This is a genomic window from Streptomyces sp. NPDC055966 (genome assembly GCF_042269865.1).
GTDB lineage: Bacteria > Actinomycetota > Actinomycetes > Streptomycetales > Streptomycetaceae > Streptomyces.
This window is the reverse complement of the sequence record NZ_JBHJYK010000015.1, coordinates 242,918-257,197: the sequence shown is the minus strand read 5'-3', so window position 1 is coordinate 257,197 and position 14,280 is coordinate 242,918. Positions and strand designations below refer to the sequence as shown.

At 71.6% G+C, this 14,280-nt stretch carries 13 protein-coding genes; 8 read left to right on the top strand and 5 right to left on the bottom strand.

Annotation, left to right across the window (positions count from 1 at the left end):
* Positions 1-25: 25 nt before the first annotated feature.
* The 3 genes from ACFC8N_RS30005 to ACFC8N_RS29995 are packed head-to-tail and all read right to left on the bottom strand — an operon-like array spanning position 26 to position 2,234.
* A complete protein-coding gene (locus ACFC8N_RS30005; protein WP_356026353.1) occupies positions 26-436 on the bottom strand; it encodes a RidA family protein in 411 nt (136 codons plus the stop codon).
* Positions 436-1,197 (bottom strand): IclR family transcriptional regulator, encoded by a 762-nt coding sequence (locus ACFC8N_RS30000; protein WP_356026350.1) that lies wholly within the window; start codon positions 1,195-1,197, stop codon positions 436-438. Before ACFC8N_RS30000 ends, ACFC8N_RS30005 begins: the two co-directional genes overlap by 1 nt.
* Positions 1,194-2,234, bottom strand: coding sequence for a sugar kinase (locus tag ACFC8N_RS29995; RefSeq protein WP_376291245.1), 1,041 nt, complete (start codon positions 2,232-2,234; stop codon positions 1,194-1,196). Before ACFC8N_RS29995 ends, ACFC8N_RS30000 begins: the two co-directional genes overlap by 4 nt.
* Before the next feature lie 147 nt (positions 2,235-2,381).
* On the opposite strand from ACFC8N_RS29995, the gene ACFC8N_RS29990 reads away from it, so the two are divergent.
* Both ACFC8N_RS29990 and ACFC8N_RS29985 read left to right on the top strand, forming a co-directional pair.
* Positions 2,382-3,656 (top strand): amino acid deaminase, encoded by a 1,275-nt coding sequence (locus tag ACFC8N_RS29990; protein WP_356026345.1) that lies wholly within the window; start codon positions 2,382-2,384, stop codon positions 3,654-3,656.
* Between the two features lie 10 nt (positions 3,657-3,666).
* Positions 3,667-5,277, top strand: a complete 1,611-nt coding sequence (locus tag ACFC8N_RS29985; protein ID WP_376291242.1) for an amidohydrolase family protein — start codon at positions 3,667-3,669, stop codon at positions 5,275-5,277.
* 10 nt (positions 5,278-5,287) lie between these two features.
* Here the strand turns inward: ACFC8N_RS29985 and ACFC8N_RS29980 are convergent, their stop codons facing one another.
* On the bottom strand, positions 5,288-6,145 hold the full coding sequence (locus tag ACFC8N_RS29980; RefSeq protein ID WP_362818374.1) for a serine protease: 858 nt from the start codon (positions 6,143-6,145) through the stop codon (positions 5,288-5,290).
* A 232-nt stretch (positions 6,146-6,377) separates the two neighbouring features.
* Here ACFC8N_RS29980 and ACFC8N_RS29975 point away from each other — a divergent pair, with 232 nt between their 5' ends.
* The 3 genes from ACFC8N_RS29975 to ACFC8N_RS29965 all read left to right on the top strand — a co-directional run bounded on the left by ACFC8N_RS29975 (position 6,378) and on the right by ACFC8N_RS29965 (position 9,047).
* Positions 6,378-7,586 (top strand): pyridoxal phosphate-dependent aminotransferase, encoded by a 1,209-nt coding sequence (locus ACFC8N_RS29975; RefSeq protein WP_356026339.1) that lies wholly within the window; start codon positions 6,378-6,380, stop codon positions 7,584-7,586.
* Between the two features lie 91 nt (positions 7,587-7,677).
* The gene (locus ACFC8N_RS29970) at positions 7,678-8,097 is read left to right on the top strand and encodes a hypothetical protein (RefSeq protein WP_376291238.1); all 420 of its coding nucleotides are present in this window, start codon (positions 7,678-7,680) and stop codon (positions 8,095-8,097) included.
* Between the two features lie 44 nt (positions 8,098-8,141).
* The gene (locus ACFC8N_RS29965) at positions 8,142-9,047 is read left to right on the top strand and encodes a hypothetical protein (protein ID WP_376291236.1); all 906 of its coding nucleotides are present in this window, start codon (positions 8,142-8,144) and stop codon (positions 9,045-9,047) included.
* Positions 9,048-9,103: 56 nt separating this feature from the next.
* On the opposite strand, the gene ACFC8N_RS29960 is transcribed toward ACFC8N_RS29965, so the two are convergent.
* Positions 9,104-10,936 carry a phosphoenolpyruvate carboxykinase (GTP) gene (locus tag ACFC8N_RS29960; protein WP_356026334.1) on the bottom strand — a complete coding sequence of 611 codons (1,833 nt, stop codon included), beginning with the start codon at positions 10,934-10,936 and terminating at the stop codon, positions 9,104-9,106.
* A gap of 300 nt (positions 10,937-11,236) precedes the next feature.
* Between ACFC8N_RS29960 and ACFC8N_RS29955 the strand changes: the two genes are divergently transcribed.
* The 3 genes from ACFC8N_RS29955 to ACFC8N_RS29945 all read left to right on the top strand — a co-directional run bounded on the left by ACFC8N_RS29955 (position 11,237) and on the right by ACFC8N_RS29945 (position 14,258).
* Positions 11,237-11,950 (top strand): hemolysin III family protein, encoded by a 714-nt coding sequence (locus tag ACFC8N_RS29955; protein ID WP_356026332.1) that lies wholly within the window; start codon positions 11,237-11,239, stop codon positions 11,948-11,950.
* Positions 11,951-12,060: 110 nt separating this feature from the next.
* Positions 12,061-13,614: an MFS transporter gene (locus ACFC8N_RS29950; protein ID WP_376291233.1), complete on the top strand. Its 1,554-nt coding sequence runs from the start codon at positions 12,061-12,063 to the stop codon at positions 13,612-13,614.
* 2 nt (positions 13,615-13,616) lie between these two features.
* Entirely contained in the window at positions 13,617-14,258 is a 642-nt protein-coding gene (locus ACFC8N_RS29945) for a TetR family transcriptional regulator (RefSeq protein ID WP_356026327.1), read from the top strand.
* The last annotated feature ends 22 nt before the right edge of the window (positions 14,259-14,280 follow it).

Below are 14,280 nucleotides of genomic sequence, written 5' to 3'. Positions count from 1 at the left end.
CGGGAGGTGAGGGATCGTCAGGGACTCAGCCGAGTACGGCGAGCGCGTCGATCTCGATGAGGAGGCCGGCCGGAAGACCGACGTAGACCGTGGTCCGGGCGGCGGGCGGCTGGGTGAGGCCCTGCTCCTCGAAGTAGGTGTTGTAGATCTCGTTCATCTCGGCGAAGTGGTCCACGTCCGTCAGGTAGACGCGGATCATCATCACGTCGTCCCAGCTCGCGCCGCCCTCTTCGAGGATCGCCCGGACGTTGGCGAGGGTCTGGAGGGTCTGCTCGCGCAGGGTGGGGCCGGCCGGCGTCGGGGGCCTGCCCTCCTCGGCGGGCAGGAAGCCGACCTGGCCGGCGACCTGGAGGATGTTGCCCTTCCGCACGCCGTGCGAGAACTTCGCGGGCGGGGTGGTGTGGGTTTTCGGGGTGAGCGCGGTCTTCTCGGTCATCAGGGGGTTTCCTTGATCGGGGTTCTGCCGGAGTACTCGCCGCTGATCGCGTCCGCCGTACGGCGCACCAGCGGGAGCAGGGTGAGGAGTTCCTCGGCGGTGACGACCACGTTCGGCGCGGAGACCGACATCGCGGCGACCACCCGGCCGTCGGCGCCGCGGACGGGGGCGGCGACGCAGTTGATGGACTCCTCGTGGCCGCCGAGGTCGGTGGCCCAGCCCTGTTCGCGCACCGTGGCCAGCTCCTTGAGGTAAGCCTCGGCGTTCGGTGTCGAACGGGCCGTGTACAGGGGGTAGTCGAGCTTGTCCGCGAGGGCGCGGCGCTCGGGTTCGGGCAGGTCGGCGAGGAGGAGCTTGGCGACGGCCGCGACCGTGATGGCGACGGGCTTGCCGATCCGGGAGTACATGCGGACCGGGTAGCGGCTCTCCACCTTGTCGATGTAGAGGACCTCGTTCTCCTCGTGGACGGCGAGGTGCACGGTGTGGCCGCAGGCCTCGTTGAGGCGGACGAGGTGGGGGTGGGCGATCTCTCGGATGTCGAGGTTCTCCATCGCCTCCTGCGCGAGGGCGAACAGGCGGGCGCCGAGGCGGTAGCGCTGGTCGGACTGGCGGTAGACCATGCCGTGTTCGTGCAGGGTGCGCAGCAGGCGAAGGGCCGTGGACTTGTGCACGCCCAGGCGGTCGGCGACCTGCCCGAGGTCTGCGGGGCCCTCGGCGAGCAGCGGCAGGATGCTCAGGGCGCGGTCGACGGTCTGGCTCATGGGGTGTTCGCCTCCTGTTCGGCCACGTCGGCTTGCGTCCAGCCGGGGCCGAGTCGAAGTCTCCCCCATGCGGCGCCGCCGAGGGCGCTCAGCCGGTCGGCGTGGTCCCGGGCGGGGGGCGGGGCGAGGTCGCCGGGGGTGGTGAGGGCCGCGGCGGCGAAGAGGTGGCCGTGGCGCAGCCGGACCGACAGGGGCAGGCCGCGCAGGGTGGCGGAGAGGAAGCCGGCGGCGAAGGCGTCGCCGGCGCCGGTGGTGGCGACGACCTCCACGCGCAGGGCCGGTTCGAAGACGTGCGGCCGATGGCTCGCGAACGCCGTCGCGCCCCTCGCGCCCTGCTTCACCACCAGCACGTCCGGCTCGGGCAGCGCCGCGCGGACGGCCTCGGGGCCGCCCTTGATCCCCCAGGCCTGCTCCGCCTCGTCCTCCCCCACGAACACGACGTCCACGCGCCGGGCCAGGTCCAGCAGCACCAGCGGCCCTTCGGCCGTACGCCACAGCCCCGGCCGGTGGTTCACGTCGAAGGAGAGCAGCGGCCGCCCGGCGCGGGGTGCCGTCAGCGCGTGCATCAGCTCCCGGCACTCGGGCGACAGCGCCGCCGTGATCCCCGACAGGTGCAGCACCCGGCCCGCCCGTGCCGCCCCGAGGTCCACGTTGCCCGCGCTCATCACCGACGCCGCCGAACCGGTCCGGTAGTACGCCACCTCGTGCGCGCCCGTGCCGCGGTCGCCGGCCGTGCGGAAGTAGATGCCGGTGGGCCGGAGCGCGTCGGTGCCCACGGCGCTCGTGTCGACCCCGTATCCGGCGATCCTCTCGACCAGGTACTGCCCGAACCCGTCCGCGCCCACGCGGCTCACCCATCGTGCGGAGTGCCCGGCGGCCGCCAGCACGCAGGCCACGTTGGACTCGGCGCCGCCGATCGCGCGGTCGAAGGAGGGCACGTCCGCGAGGCGTCCCGGGCGGCTGGGCAGGAAGGTGACCATGGACTCGCCGAGCGTCACGACGTCCACAGGCTCGTGCGGAACGGTCCTGGCGCACATGGCGTCGTAAGCAGCGTCGTCGATGATGACTCCTGTCGATGCCCGGGCGGCGGCTCCGTTGACCCGGTGTCGGCGAGATGCTAGACACCAGTTAGCAATACATGCAATGGCCGTTGCACAGATTGCAACAGTCAGGAGAGGGGCTCCATGCGCACCGAAGCGCTCGCCCGGCTGGCCGAGGAACGTGTCGACCACCGCTTCAAGGGCCTCCCGCCCGACGCCGACGGCCTGACCGTCGGCGAACTGGCCGCCCAGCGCCGCAACCTCTTCCGCGCGGCCGACGGCTTCGCCACCCCCGTCCTCGCCCTGTCCGCCGAGCGCCTGGAGCACAACCTGGCGCTGATGGAGGCGTACGCCGCCCGGCACGGGCTGGCCTTCGCCCCGCACGGCAAGACCTCCATGGCCCCGCAGCTCTTCCACCGCCAGCTCGAACACGGCGCCTGGGGCATCACCCTGGCGGTGCCCCACCAGGTGCGCGTCGCCCGGGAGTTCGGGGTCCGGCGGATCTTCCTCGCCAATGAACTCGTCGACGCCGCCGCCCTGCGGTGGATCGCGGCCGAGCTGGCCGCCGACCCGGAGTTCCGGTTCGTCGCCTACGTCGACTCCGTGCGCGGGGTGGAGCTGATGGACGCCGCGCTCAAGGGTTGCGCCAGGCCCGTCGACGTCGTCGTCGAGCTGGGGGCCGGCGACGGAGCCCGCACCGGTGTGCGCACGGAGGCGGACGCGCGGGCCGTCGCCGAGGCCGTGGGCCGTGCGTCCGGCACGCTGCGGCTCGTGGGGGTCGCCGGGTACGAGGGCGAGGTGCCGCAGCCCGATCCGGAGCGGGTGCGGGCGTATCTGCGGCGGCTGGTGGCGCTCGCCGCCGGGCTGGACCGCGCCGGGCTGTTCAAGGGCGCGCAGGAGATCGTCGTCAGCGCGGGCGGCAGCGGCTGGTTCGACTCGGTGGCCGAGGTGTTCGCGGAGATCCCCGAACTGTCCGCGCCCGTGCTGAAGCTGCTGCGCTCGGGTGCGTACGTCTCGCACGACGACGGGCACTACCGCCGGATCACCCCCTTCGCCCGCGTCCCGGAGGAGGGCGCGCTGGAGCCGGCCTTCCGGCTGTGGGCGCAGGTCGTGTCGCGGCCGACCCCGGAGCAGGCCTTCGCCAACGCGGGCAAGCGCGACGCGGCCTACGACCTGGACCTGCCCGCCGCCCAGGTGGTACGCCGCGGCGAGGTCGAGCGCCCGGCCGACGGGATCACCGTGACCGGGCTGTCCGACCAGCACGCCTGGCTGCGCACCGAACCGGGCGCGGACGTGGAGGTCGGCGACTGGATCGGGCTCGGGCTGTCGCACCCCTGCACGTCGTTCGACAAGTGGCAGCTGATCCCGGTGGCGGAGGCGGACGGGACGGTGGTCGACTTCATCCGTACCTACTTCTAGGGGGCCTTCCGTGCAGGACCTGGTCATCCGGGACGCCGACGTCGTGGACGGCAGCGGCGAACCGTCGTACCGCGCCGACGTGGTGATCGACGGCGGGCGGATCGTCTCGATCGTCAAGGAGGCCGCCCAGGCCGGCTGCCAGCGCCCGCGCGCCATGCGGGAGCTGGACGCGGAGGGCCTGGTCCTCTCCCCCGGCTTCATCGACATGCACGCCCACTCCGACCTCGCCCTGCTGCGCGACCCCGACCACAGCGCCAAGGCCGCGCAGGGCGTCACGCTGGAGGTGCTCGGCCAGGACGGGCTGTCGTACGCACCGGTGGACGACCGCACGCTTCAGGAGGTGCGGCGGGCGATCACCGGGTGGAACGGGTACGGCGACGACCTCGACGTCGACTGGCGGTCGGTCGGGGAGTACCTGGACCGGCTGGACCGGGGCATCGCCGTGAACGCCGCGTACCTGATCCCCCAGGGCACGGTCCGGGCGCTCGCCGTCGGCTGGGAGGACCGCGCGGCGACGCCCGAGGAGCTGGACCGGATGCGGCGGTTGGTGGCCGAGGGCATGGAGCAGGGCGCGGTCGGGATGTCCTCCGGGCTGACGTACACGCCCGGCATGTACGCCCCGGACGCCGAACTGACCGAACTGTGCCGGGTGGTGGCGTCGTACGGCGGCTACTACTGCCCGCACCACCGCTCCTACGGCGCGGGCGCCCTTGAGGCGTACACCGAGATGGTGGAGCTGGCCCGGGAGGTGGGCTGTGCGCTGCACCTGGCCCACGCGACGATGAACTTCGGCGTGAACAAGGGCCGGGCGCCCGAGCTGCTCGCCCTGCTCGACGCGGCCCTCGGCGCCGGCGCGGACATCACGCTGGACACCTATCCCTACACGCCCGGCTCCACCACGCTGGCCGCGCTGCTGCCGAGCTGGGCGAGCGCGGGCGGGCCGGAGGAGATCCTGGCCCGGCTCGGCGACCCGGCGACGGCCGGGCGGATCCGGCACGGCCTGGAGGTGACCGGCGCGGACGGCTGTCACGGGGTGCCGGTGGAGTGGGAGACGATCGAGATCTCCGGCGTCACCGCCCCCGCGCTGGGCGCGTTCGTGGGGCGTACGGTCCGGGAGGCGGCACGGCTGCGCGGCGAGTCCCCGTGGGACACCGCCCGGCACCTGCTGCTGGCGGACCGGCTCGGCACGACGATCCTCCAGCACGTCGGGCACGAGGAGAACGTCCGCGCGATCATGCGGCACCGGGCGCACACCGGCGGCTCCGACGGCATCCTGCAAGGCGCCAAGCCGCATCCGCGGGCGTACGGCACGTTCCCGCGCTATCTCGGCCACTACGTACGGGAGTTGGGCGTGCTGGGCCTGGAGGAGTGCGTCGCGCATCTGACGTCCCGGCCCGCGGCCCGGCTGAGGCTGGCGGACCGCGGGCTGGTGCGCGAGGGGTACCGGGCCGACCTGGTGCTGTTCGACCCGGCGACGGTGGCGGCGGGCGCCACCTTCGCCGAGCCGCGCAGGCTGCCCGTGGGGATCCCGTACGTCCTGGTCGACGGCCGGTTCGTCATCGAGGACGGCAGGCGGACGGACGTGCTCGCGGGCCGCTCCGTCCGCCGCGCTCCGAAGTGACCCTGTTTCCCTACGGCTTGGGCAGGGTGCAGCCGGAGGCGTCCAGGTTCAGCTTGTTGCCGGTGGTGAAGCAGGCCGGGATGCCGTACGTCTCCTCGGCGTAGTTGATGCCCTGGCGGACGGTGACGTTGCCGCTCTCGTCGACCTCGCAGGGGTTGTTCTCGGTGCAGCGCTCGCCGTCCTCGTTGCCGGTGTTGTTGACGGCCACGACGTTGCCGGTGGCGGTGTCGATCACCGGGGAGCCGGAGGTGCCGCCGATGGTGTTGCAGGCGGAGGTGTAGCGCAGGGAGTCCTTCCAGGTCCAGTCGCCCTCCTTCAGCCGGTACACGAAGCCGTCCACGGCGCAGCTGTAGATCGTCTTCCAGTAGCCGGAGACGACCTTGATGGCGGTGCCGGCGGTCGGGTGGGTGTCCTGCACGGTCAGCGGGCTGATGCCGTAGCTCTTCTTGATCGCCGCGTACGTGGTGGTCGTGCGGTAGATCGTGACGTCCGTGTCCGTCATGGTCGAGTACACGACCTGGTTGGCGCGCAGGGTGGCGATCTTGCTGCCGGCGGAATTCAGCAGGCCGAAGGTGCGGCTGGAGGACTGGCCGGTGATGACCTCGCCGGGGCTGGGGAAGCCGGTCTCCAGGCAGTGGCCGTTGGTCAGGACGAGGGCCGGGTCGGTGTCCGCGGAGCCGGGGAAGCGGATGACCGAGCCGGAGCAGTTGCTGAGCGAGACGGTGCCGGCGAAGTCGACCGTGACCGCCTTGGCCGCGGGCGCCTTTGCGGTGTGCGGCTGCGCCGGGTGCGGGGCGGCCACCGCCGGGGTCGCGCCCAGGGCGGCCAGGGCCACGGAGGAGAGCACGGCAAGGAGAGGCTTGTTCATGTGGGGGTCCCCTCTGACGACATGGGCGACCGGAGATCTTCCGGCCGCCCTCATGCTTGTCATGCGCATTCTCAAGGTGCGAGAGGGGTGTGAACAAGAAGGCGTCAAGCGCCATAGGGGTTTCCCTGTGCGCCGCTCAGCGTCCGCACGGGCGCCCGGCGGCACCACCCGCGTGTCTCACGTGGCGGAAGACACGGCCCACGAGGCGATACCGGGCCGTAAGCTCACACATATGCAGGTGATCCAGTCGACCAAGCTCGCCAACGTCTGTTACGAGATCCGGGGCCCGGTGCTGGAGGAGGCCATGCGGCTGGAGGCAGCCGGTCACCGCATCCTCAAGCTCAACACCGGCAACCCGGCCGCCTTCGGCTTCGAGTGCCCGCCGGAGATCCTGGAGGACATCCTCCGCAACGTCTCGACGGCCCACGGGTACGGCGACGCCAAGGGTCTGCTCGCCGCCCGGCGCGCGGTCGTCATGCACAACCAGACGCTCGGCATCGAGACCGACGTCGAGCACGTCTTCATCGGCAACGGCGTCTCCGAGCTGATCGTGATGGCCATGCAGGGGCTGCTCGACGACGGCGACGAGGTGCTCGTACCGGCGCCGGACTACCCGCTGTGGACCGCCGCGGTCTCCCTCGCCGGCGGCACGGCCGTGCACTACCGCTGCGACGAGCAGGCGGACTGGACGCCGGACCTCGCCGACATCGAGCGCAAGGTCACCGACCGCACCAAGGCGATCGTGATCATCAACCCGAACAACCCCACGGGCGCGGTCTACGACGAGGCGGTGCTCAAGGGGCTGACGGACGTCGCCCGCCGGCACAACCTGCTGGTCTGCTCCGACGAGATCTACGACAAGATCCTCTACGACGGCGCCACGCACACCCCGACCGCGAAGGTCGCCCCCGATCTGCTCACCCTCACCTTCAACGGCATGTCGAAGGCGTACCGGGTGGCCGGGTACCGGGTGGGCTGGATGTCGATCTCCGGGCCGCGCGCGCACGCCGACTCCTACATCGAGGGCCTGACGATCCTGGCGAACATGCGCCTGTGCGCCAACATGCCGGGACAGCACGGCGTGGTCGCCGCGCTCAGCGGACGCCAGTCGATCAACGACCTGGTGCTGCCGGGCGGCCGGCTGAAGGAGCAGATCGACACCGCCCATGAGCTGCTGACCCAGATCCCGGGCGTGAGCTGCGTGCGGCCCAAGGGCGCGCTGTATCTCTTCCCGCGCCTCGACCCGCAGGTCTTCAAGATCAAGGACGACCGGCAGATGGTCCTGGACCTGCTCCGCCAGGAGAAGATCATGGTCGTCCAGGGCACGGGCTTCAACTGGCCCGAGCCGGACCACTTCCGGGTGGTGACCCTGCCGACGGTCGGTGATCTGCGGGACGCGATCACCCGGATCGGGAACTTCCTGGACGGATACGGCCAGTAGTAGTCGACGGACTTCATTCCGTGACACGACTCAACTTTAGACGAAATCCAAGCTAGGATGGTTTCCTGTCACGCACAGGAGGCCATCCCCCATGTACGAACCGATCCGCACCAAGTCGGTCCACAGCACAGTGCCCGGCGCCTCCTGCGACTTCCCCCACCGGTCGCGCGAGGAGGAGCTGGACATCCAGCTCGCCGGACACCTCGCCGCGCTCCTCGCGGTCACCGACGAACTGCGCGGGCTGACCCCGTCGGCCGACCTGGACACCGCCGCCGAGCGGCTCGCCGGACAGGTGGCCCGGCTCCGCGGCGGGCGCCCCCCGCTGCGGGCCACCGCGTCCGCCGCCGGCGACCCCGCCGCGCTGCACCGGCGCGCGCACACCCTCGCGGGCCGCGCGCTCGTCGTCGCCGCGTCGCGCGCCGACACGGCGGTGGCGATCCTGACGGCCGGGCGCATGGACGCCCACGCCGCCGCGCTCACCGACCCGAAGGAACTCAGCACCACCCGCTGACCCCGGCCGGGGCACCCCGCGGGGCGCGTTGCAGTGCCGGGGCCGTGAGACGAATCGCGGGAATCGTCCTCGCGGTGCTGCTGATCGGCGGTGCGGTGGCCGCCGCCGTCGCGGGCCGGCACGGGGACGACAAGGGCACGGCAACGAAGACCGTGCGGGGAGTGATCGGATCGGAGAAGGCGGACTTCTTCGCCACCCCCGACGTGGTGAAGGCCCTGGCCGCCCAGGGCTGCACCGTCCAGGTCGAGTCCTCCGGCTCCTGGGCCATGGAGGGGCTGGGCCTCAAGGGGTACGACTTCGCGTTCCCCTCCGGCCAGGCGCCCGCCGACGCGCCGGCCGCCAAGTGCCACGCCCAGGAGCCGCTGCCCCGGCCCTTCTGCTCGCCGCTCGTCGTCGTGGCCCACCGCAGCACGGCCGACGTCCTCGCCGCCAACGGGCTCGCGGTGCTCGACGGCAGGGGCGGGGCTGTACGGCGCGGGCGCGCTGATCGCCCCGCCGGAGCGGCCCGCGCTGCCGGACTTCCCGGGCCCGCTGGAGCAACTGGCGTCCGTCCGGGCCGACTTCGGGAAGCTGACGGACTGTCCGGCCGGTGTCGACCTGCCGTCCGAGGCCGCCGCACGGCTCGCCGCCCTCACCGGGCTGCCGGCCGCGCTGCTGGAGCCGGGCTGGGTCGCCGAGGCCCTGGCCCAGGACGCGGAGGCGGTGGACGCCTTCGTCCGCACCCGCTGGTGGACCCGGCTGACCCCGGGCACCGAGCCGCCGAGCGGCATCTGGAGCGCCGGCTCGGCGCGCTGCACGAGGAGGCCGAGCGGCCGGCCTCGGCGCTGCGGGATACGGAGGGGCGCCGGCAGGAGGCGCACCCGCGGCACTTGGAGGACCGGGGCAACCGACACGGGTGCCCCGCACGCCGTTGTGCGGGGCACCCGGGGTCGTCCCACGGCCGGTCGTGACGATCGCTGGTCAGGGCATCCCAACCGGCCGTGGAGTCCGGGGCGGGGCTACGGCACTAGCCGAGGCGCTCCACCAGGGCGTGGTACTGGTCCCACAGCTCCTTCGGGGTGTGGTCGCCGAAGGTGTTCAGGTGCTCGGGGATGAGCGCGGCCTCCTCGCGCCACACCTCCTTGTCGACCGTGAGCAGGAAGTCCAGGTCGGACTCGGACAGTTCGAGACCGTTCGTGTCCAGCGCGCCCTTCGCGGGGAGCACGCCGATCGGCGTCTCGACGCCCTCGGCCCGGCCGTCGAGGCGGTCCACGATCCACTTCAGGACGCGGGAGTTCTCGCCGAAGCCCGGCCAGACGAACGTGCCCTCGTCGTTCTTGCGGAACCAGTTGACGTAGTAGATCTTCGGCAGCTTGGCCTGGTCCTTGCCCTTGGCGACGTCGACCCAGTGGCCCATGTAGTCGCCCATGTTGTAGCCGCAGAACGGCAGCATCGCGAACGGGTCGCGGCGCAGCTCGCCGACCTTGCCCTCGGCGGCGGCGGTCTTCTCGGAGGCCACGTTGGCGCCGAGGAAGACGCCGTGGTTCCAGTCGAAGGACTCGGTCACCAGCGGCACCGCGGAGGCGCGGCGGCCGCCGAAGAGGATCGCCGAGATCGGCACGCCCTTGGGGTCCTCCCACTCGGGCGCGATGATCGGGCACTGGGCGGCGGAGACCGTGAAGCGGGAGTTGGGGTGCGCGGCGGGCTCGGCCGAGTCCGGGGTCCAGTCGCGGCCCTTCCAGTCGGTCAGGTGGGCCGGGGTCTCCTCGGTCATGCCCTCCCACCACACGTCGCCGTCGTCGGTGAGCGCGACGTTGGTGAAGACCGCGTTGCCCCACAGGGTCTTCATCGCGTTGGCGTTGGTGTGCTCACCGGTGCCGGGCGCGACGCCGAAGAAGCCGGCCTCGGGGTTGATCGCGTACAGGCGGCCGTCCTCGCCGAACCGCATCCAGGCGATGTCGTCGCCGATGGTCTCCACGGTCCAGCCGGAGATCGTGGGCTCCAGCATGGCGAGGTTGGTCTTGCCGCAGGCGCTCGGGAAGGCGGCGGCGACGTACTTGGACTCAGCCCGGCTGGAAGCAGAAGGGGGCGGGGTGAGCTTGAGGATCAGCATGTGCTCGGCCAGCCAGCCCTCGTCACGCGCCATGACGGAGGCGATGCGCAGCGCGTAGCACTTCTTGCCGAGCAGGGCGTTGCCGCCGTAGCCGGAGCCGTAGGACCAGATCTCGCGGTCCTCGGGGAAGTGCGAGATGTACTTGGTGGAGTTGCACGGCCACGGAACGTCCTGCTGGCCCTCCTCCAGCGGGGCGCCGAGGCTGTGCACGGCCTTCACGAAGAAGCCGTCGTCGCCGAGTTCGTCGAGGACGGCCTGGCCCATGCGCGTCATCGTGCGCATGGAGACGGCGACGTAGGCGGAGTCGGTGATCTCCACACCGATCGCGGACAGCTTGGAGCCGAGCGGGCCCATGCAGAAGGGGACGACGTACATCGTCCGGCCGCGCATCGAGCCGCGGAAGATCCCCTTCTCACCGGCGAAGATCTCCCGCATCTCGGCGGGGGCCTTCCAGTGGTTGGTGGGGCCGGCGTCCTCCTCCTTCTCGGAGCAGATGAAGGTCCGGTCCTCGACGCGCGCGACGTCGGACGGGTCGGAGGCGGCGTGGTAGGAGTGCGGGCGCTTGATCGGGTCGAGCTTCTTGAACGTTCCCTTGGCGACCAGTTCTTCGGCGAGCCGCTCGTACTCGGCCTCGGAGCCGTCGCACCAGACCACGCTGTCCGGCTGCGTCAGTTCGGCGATCTCGTTGACCCACGAGATCAGTTCCTGGTGGTTGGTGGGGAGGGGAGCCGCGTTGTCGCGCGCCACGGTTGCTCCTAAGTGAGGGTTTTTGGTTTGTCGCCCCGTGGGGGCCGCGACCCGGATGCTTCGCCGCGCCGATCTTGCGCGCGCTCATCCGGTGCCGACCGCACTCATTTGATCATCCGATGCGAATGCCCATCTGTCCAGGGGGCGTCACAGGTGAGCGACGTGACCCATGCCACGATTTTCATGAGTTCCGTGATTCTTTGCGTCCATGTTGGATTCAGCGGAAAGTTCTTTTGCGTTTTCCCTGGTCACCATCAGCCGTTGACGGACGACTTACGGTGTCGTAGGTACCATGCGCGCATGACTGCGTCCGTCCCCGACGCGCCCACGGACACGCCGGCCCACGGCCGCGGTCCCACCGCGCTCTCCTTGCCGCAGCAGGTCAAGCCGAAGCTGCGTGGCTGGCTGCACCTCGGCATGTTCCCGGCCGTACTCATCGCGGGGCTGGTGCTCACCGCCCTCGCCGACTCCACCAGAGGCCGCATCGCCTGCGGCATCTACATCCTGACGGCCTGCCTGCTCTTCGGCGTCAGCGCGCTGTACCACCGGGGCAACTGGAGCCCGCGGATGGACGGCGTCCTGCGCCGCCTCGACCACGCCAACATCTTCCTGATCATCGCGGGCACCTACACCCCGCTGACCCTGCTGCTCCTGCCGGGCGGCAAGGGCGAGTGGCTGCTGTGGGGGATCTGGGCCGCCGCCGCGGCCGGCATCGTCTTCCGCGTCTTCTGGGTCGGCGCCCCACGCTGGCTCTACACGCCCTGCTACCTCGCGATGGGCTGGGCGGCCGTCTTCTTCCTGCCGGACTTCATGCGCACGGGCGGCATCGCCGTCCTGGTCCTCGTGATCGTCGGCGGCCTGCTCTACAGCGCCGGCGGCGTCGTCTACGGCTTCAAGCGGCCGAACCCGTCACCGCGCTGGTTCGGCTTCCACGAGGTCTTCCACTCCTTCACGCTGGCCGCGTTCGTCGTGCACTACGTCGGCATCTCGCTGGTGGCGTACCAGCACGCGTAACCCCCACCGCCCACCACGGCCACAGCTCACCCGAGCTGTGGCCGTTTTTCATGCGCGTGACATCATCTCCCCATTGACAGTAACCATATTTTGAGAGCTACTCTCATTTCATGGTTGCTGTCACTGCGAACCCTCGACGCTGGTGGGCCCTCGGGGCCCTGGTCGCGAGCATGCTCACGCTCGGCTTCGACATGACGATCCTCAACGTGGCGCTGCCGACGATGGCCGCCGAGCTGGGCGCCGGGACCGGCGAGCAGCAGTGGATGGCAGACGCGTACGTCGTCGTCTTCGCCGCCCTGATGCTCCCGGCAGGCCTCCTCGGCGACCGGTTCGGGCGGCGCCGGATGCTGATCACCGGACTCGCCCTCTTCCTGGCCGGCTCCCTGATGGGTGCGCTGGCTCCCGACGTGAACTGGGTCGTCGCGGCCCGGGCGTTCATGGGCGTGGGCGGCGCGCTCGTCACCCCGCTCGCCCTGTCCGTGCTGCCCTCGCTCTTCGGCGCCGACGAGCGCGCCAAGGCCGTCGGCATCATCTCCGCCGCCTCCGCGCTCGGCCTGCCGCTCGGCCCGATCATCGGCGGCTGGCTGCTGAACCACTTCTGGTGGGGCTCGGTCTTCCTGGTCAACGTCCCGATGGCCGCGATCGGCATCGCCGCCTGTGTCCTCCTGCTCCCCGAGACCGGCGACCCCGCCTCCCCGCGCGTCGACGTCCTGTCCGCCGCGCTCACCGCGACCGGCCTCGGCGCCCTCATCTACGCGATCATCGAGGCGCCCGACCGCGGCTGGCACGACCCCCTGGTCCTGACGACGTTCGCGGCGGCCGCGGTGCTGCTCACCGCACTCGTGCTGCGCGAGCGGCGGGCCGAGCGCCCCATGCTCGACATGACGCTGCTGGCCCACCGCGGCTTCCTGTTCAACACGCTCGCCGCGACCCTGGTGATGTTCGTGCTGTCGGGCCTGCTGTTCGTGCTGCCCCCGTATCTCCAGGCCGTCCTCGGCCACGACGCCCTCGGCACCGGCGTGCGGCTGCTGCCGATGATGGGCGGCCTGATGGTGGCCGCGCGGGGCGCCCAACCGGTCGTCGCCAGGTTCGGCGCGCGGGCCGTGGTGAGCGCCGGGCTGGTGGTGCTGGCCTTCGCCGCGCTGCTCGGCAGCCGTACGACGGCGGGCTCCGGCTACGGCTTCGTCGCGCTGTGGCTGTCGATCACCGGCGTCGGCTTCGGCTTCGCCGTCGTGCCCGCGATGGACGGCGCCCTCGCCGCCCTGCCCCGCGACCGGGCCGGCAGCGGCTCGGGCCTGCTGATGACGCTGCGCCAGGTCGGCGCCGCCGTCGGCATCGCCCTGCTGGGCAGCCTGCTCGCCGGGATCTTCCGCGACCGGCTCGACGTCACCGGGCTGCCCCCGCACGCCGCGCACACCGCCGGCGACTCGGTGGTCGCCGCACACCTGATCGCCCGGCAGGCGGGCCCCGAAAGCGCGGCCCGCCTCGCCGCCTCCGCGAACGACGCCTACGTCCACGGCATGGGCGTGACCTTGCTGGTGTGCGGGATCGCCGCGCTGGCCGCCGCGCTGCTGGCGGCGGTCCTCCTGCCGAGGACGCCGTCACCCGCGCGGGAGGCGGAAACCGACGGCGCCACCATGGTCGTCGCCGCGGAGGATGCCTGACAATGAACCGTATGACGGCCGCACGTTCCCCCCTCTCCCCCGCCGAGCGCCCCCAGCTGGGCCTGCGCGAACGCAAGAAGATCAAGACCCGCGAGGCCATCCGCACCGCGACGTACGCGCTGATCAGGGAGCAGGGGTACGACGCCACGACCGTCGAGCAGATCGCCGAGCGGGCCGAGGTGTCGCCGTCGACCGTCTTCCGGTACTTCCCGACCAAGGAGGACATCGTCCTCACGGACGAGTACGACCCGCTGATCGTGGCGGAGTTGCGCGCCCGGCCCGCCGGCGAGCCGTGGATGGAGTCGATGCGGCACGTCATGCACAAGGCCCTGGAGGCCGGCACGGGCGAGGACCCCGAGGTGGTGCGGCTGCGCACCCACCTCACGGTGCAGGTCCCCGCCGTCCGCTCCCGGATGTTCGAGAGCATGTCGGAGACCGGCCGCCTGCTCCGCGGCGCCCTCGCGGAACGCTACGGCCTGGACCCCGACGCCCTGGAGGTCCGCGTCTACGCGATGTCCCTGATCGGCGGCCTGATGGAGGTCTCCATGTACTGGGCCGAGAACGACTTCGCGGGCGATCTGGGCGACCTCATGGACCGGGCCCTGACCGTCCTGGACCGGGGCCTGCCCCACGAAAACCGCTGAGAGCGCCCCGCCCCGGCATGCG

Excerpts from the sequence above, each read along its gene's own strand:
- ACFC8N_RS30005 (WP_356026353.1), bottom strand. The coding sequence starts at position 436 with ATGACCGAGAAGACCGCGCTCACCCCGAAAACCCACACCACCCCGCCC.
- ACFC8N_RS30000 (WP_356026350.1), bottom strand. The coding sequence starts at position 1,197 with ATGAGCCAGACCGTCGACCGCGCCCTGAGCATCCTGCCGCTGCTCGCC.
- ACFC8N_RS29995 (WP_376291245.1), bottom strand. The coding sequence starts at position 2,234 with ATGTGCGCCAGGACCGTTCCGCACGAGCCTGTGGACGTCGTGACGCTC.
- ACFC8N_RS29990 (WP_356026345.1), top strand. The coding sequence starts at position 2,382 with ATGCGCACCGAAGCGCTCGCCCGGCTGGCCGAGGAACGTGTCGACCAC.
- ACFC8N_RS29980 (WP_362818374.1), bottom strand. The coding sequence starts at position 6,145 with ATGAACAAGCCTCTCCTTGCCGTGCTCTCCTCCGTGGCCCTGGCCGCC.
- ACFC8N_RS29975 (WP_356026339.1), top strand. The coding sequence starts at position 6,378 with ATGCAGGTGATCCAGTCGACCAAGCTCGCCAACGTCTGTTACGAGATC.
- ACFC8N_RS29970 (WP_376291238.1), top strand. The coding sequence starts at position 7,678 with ATGTACGAACCGATCCGCACCAAGTCGGTCCACAGCACAGTGCCCGGC.
- ACFC8N_RS29955 (WP_356026332.1), top strand. The coding sequence starts at position 11,237 with ATGACTGCGTCCGTCCCCGACGCGCCCACGGACACGCCGGCCCACGGC.
- ACFC8N_RS29950 (WP_376291233.1), top strand. The coding sequence starts at position 12,061 with ATGGTTGCTGTCACTGCGAACCCTCGACGCTGGTGGGCCCTCGGGGCC.
- ACFC8N_RS29945 (WP_356026327.1), top strand. The coding sequence starts at position 13,617 with ATGAACCGTATGACGGCCGCACGTTCCCCCCTCTCCCCCGCCGAGCGC.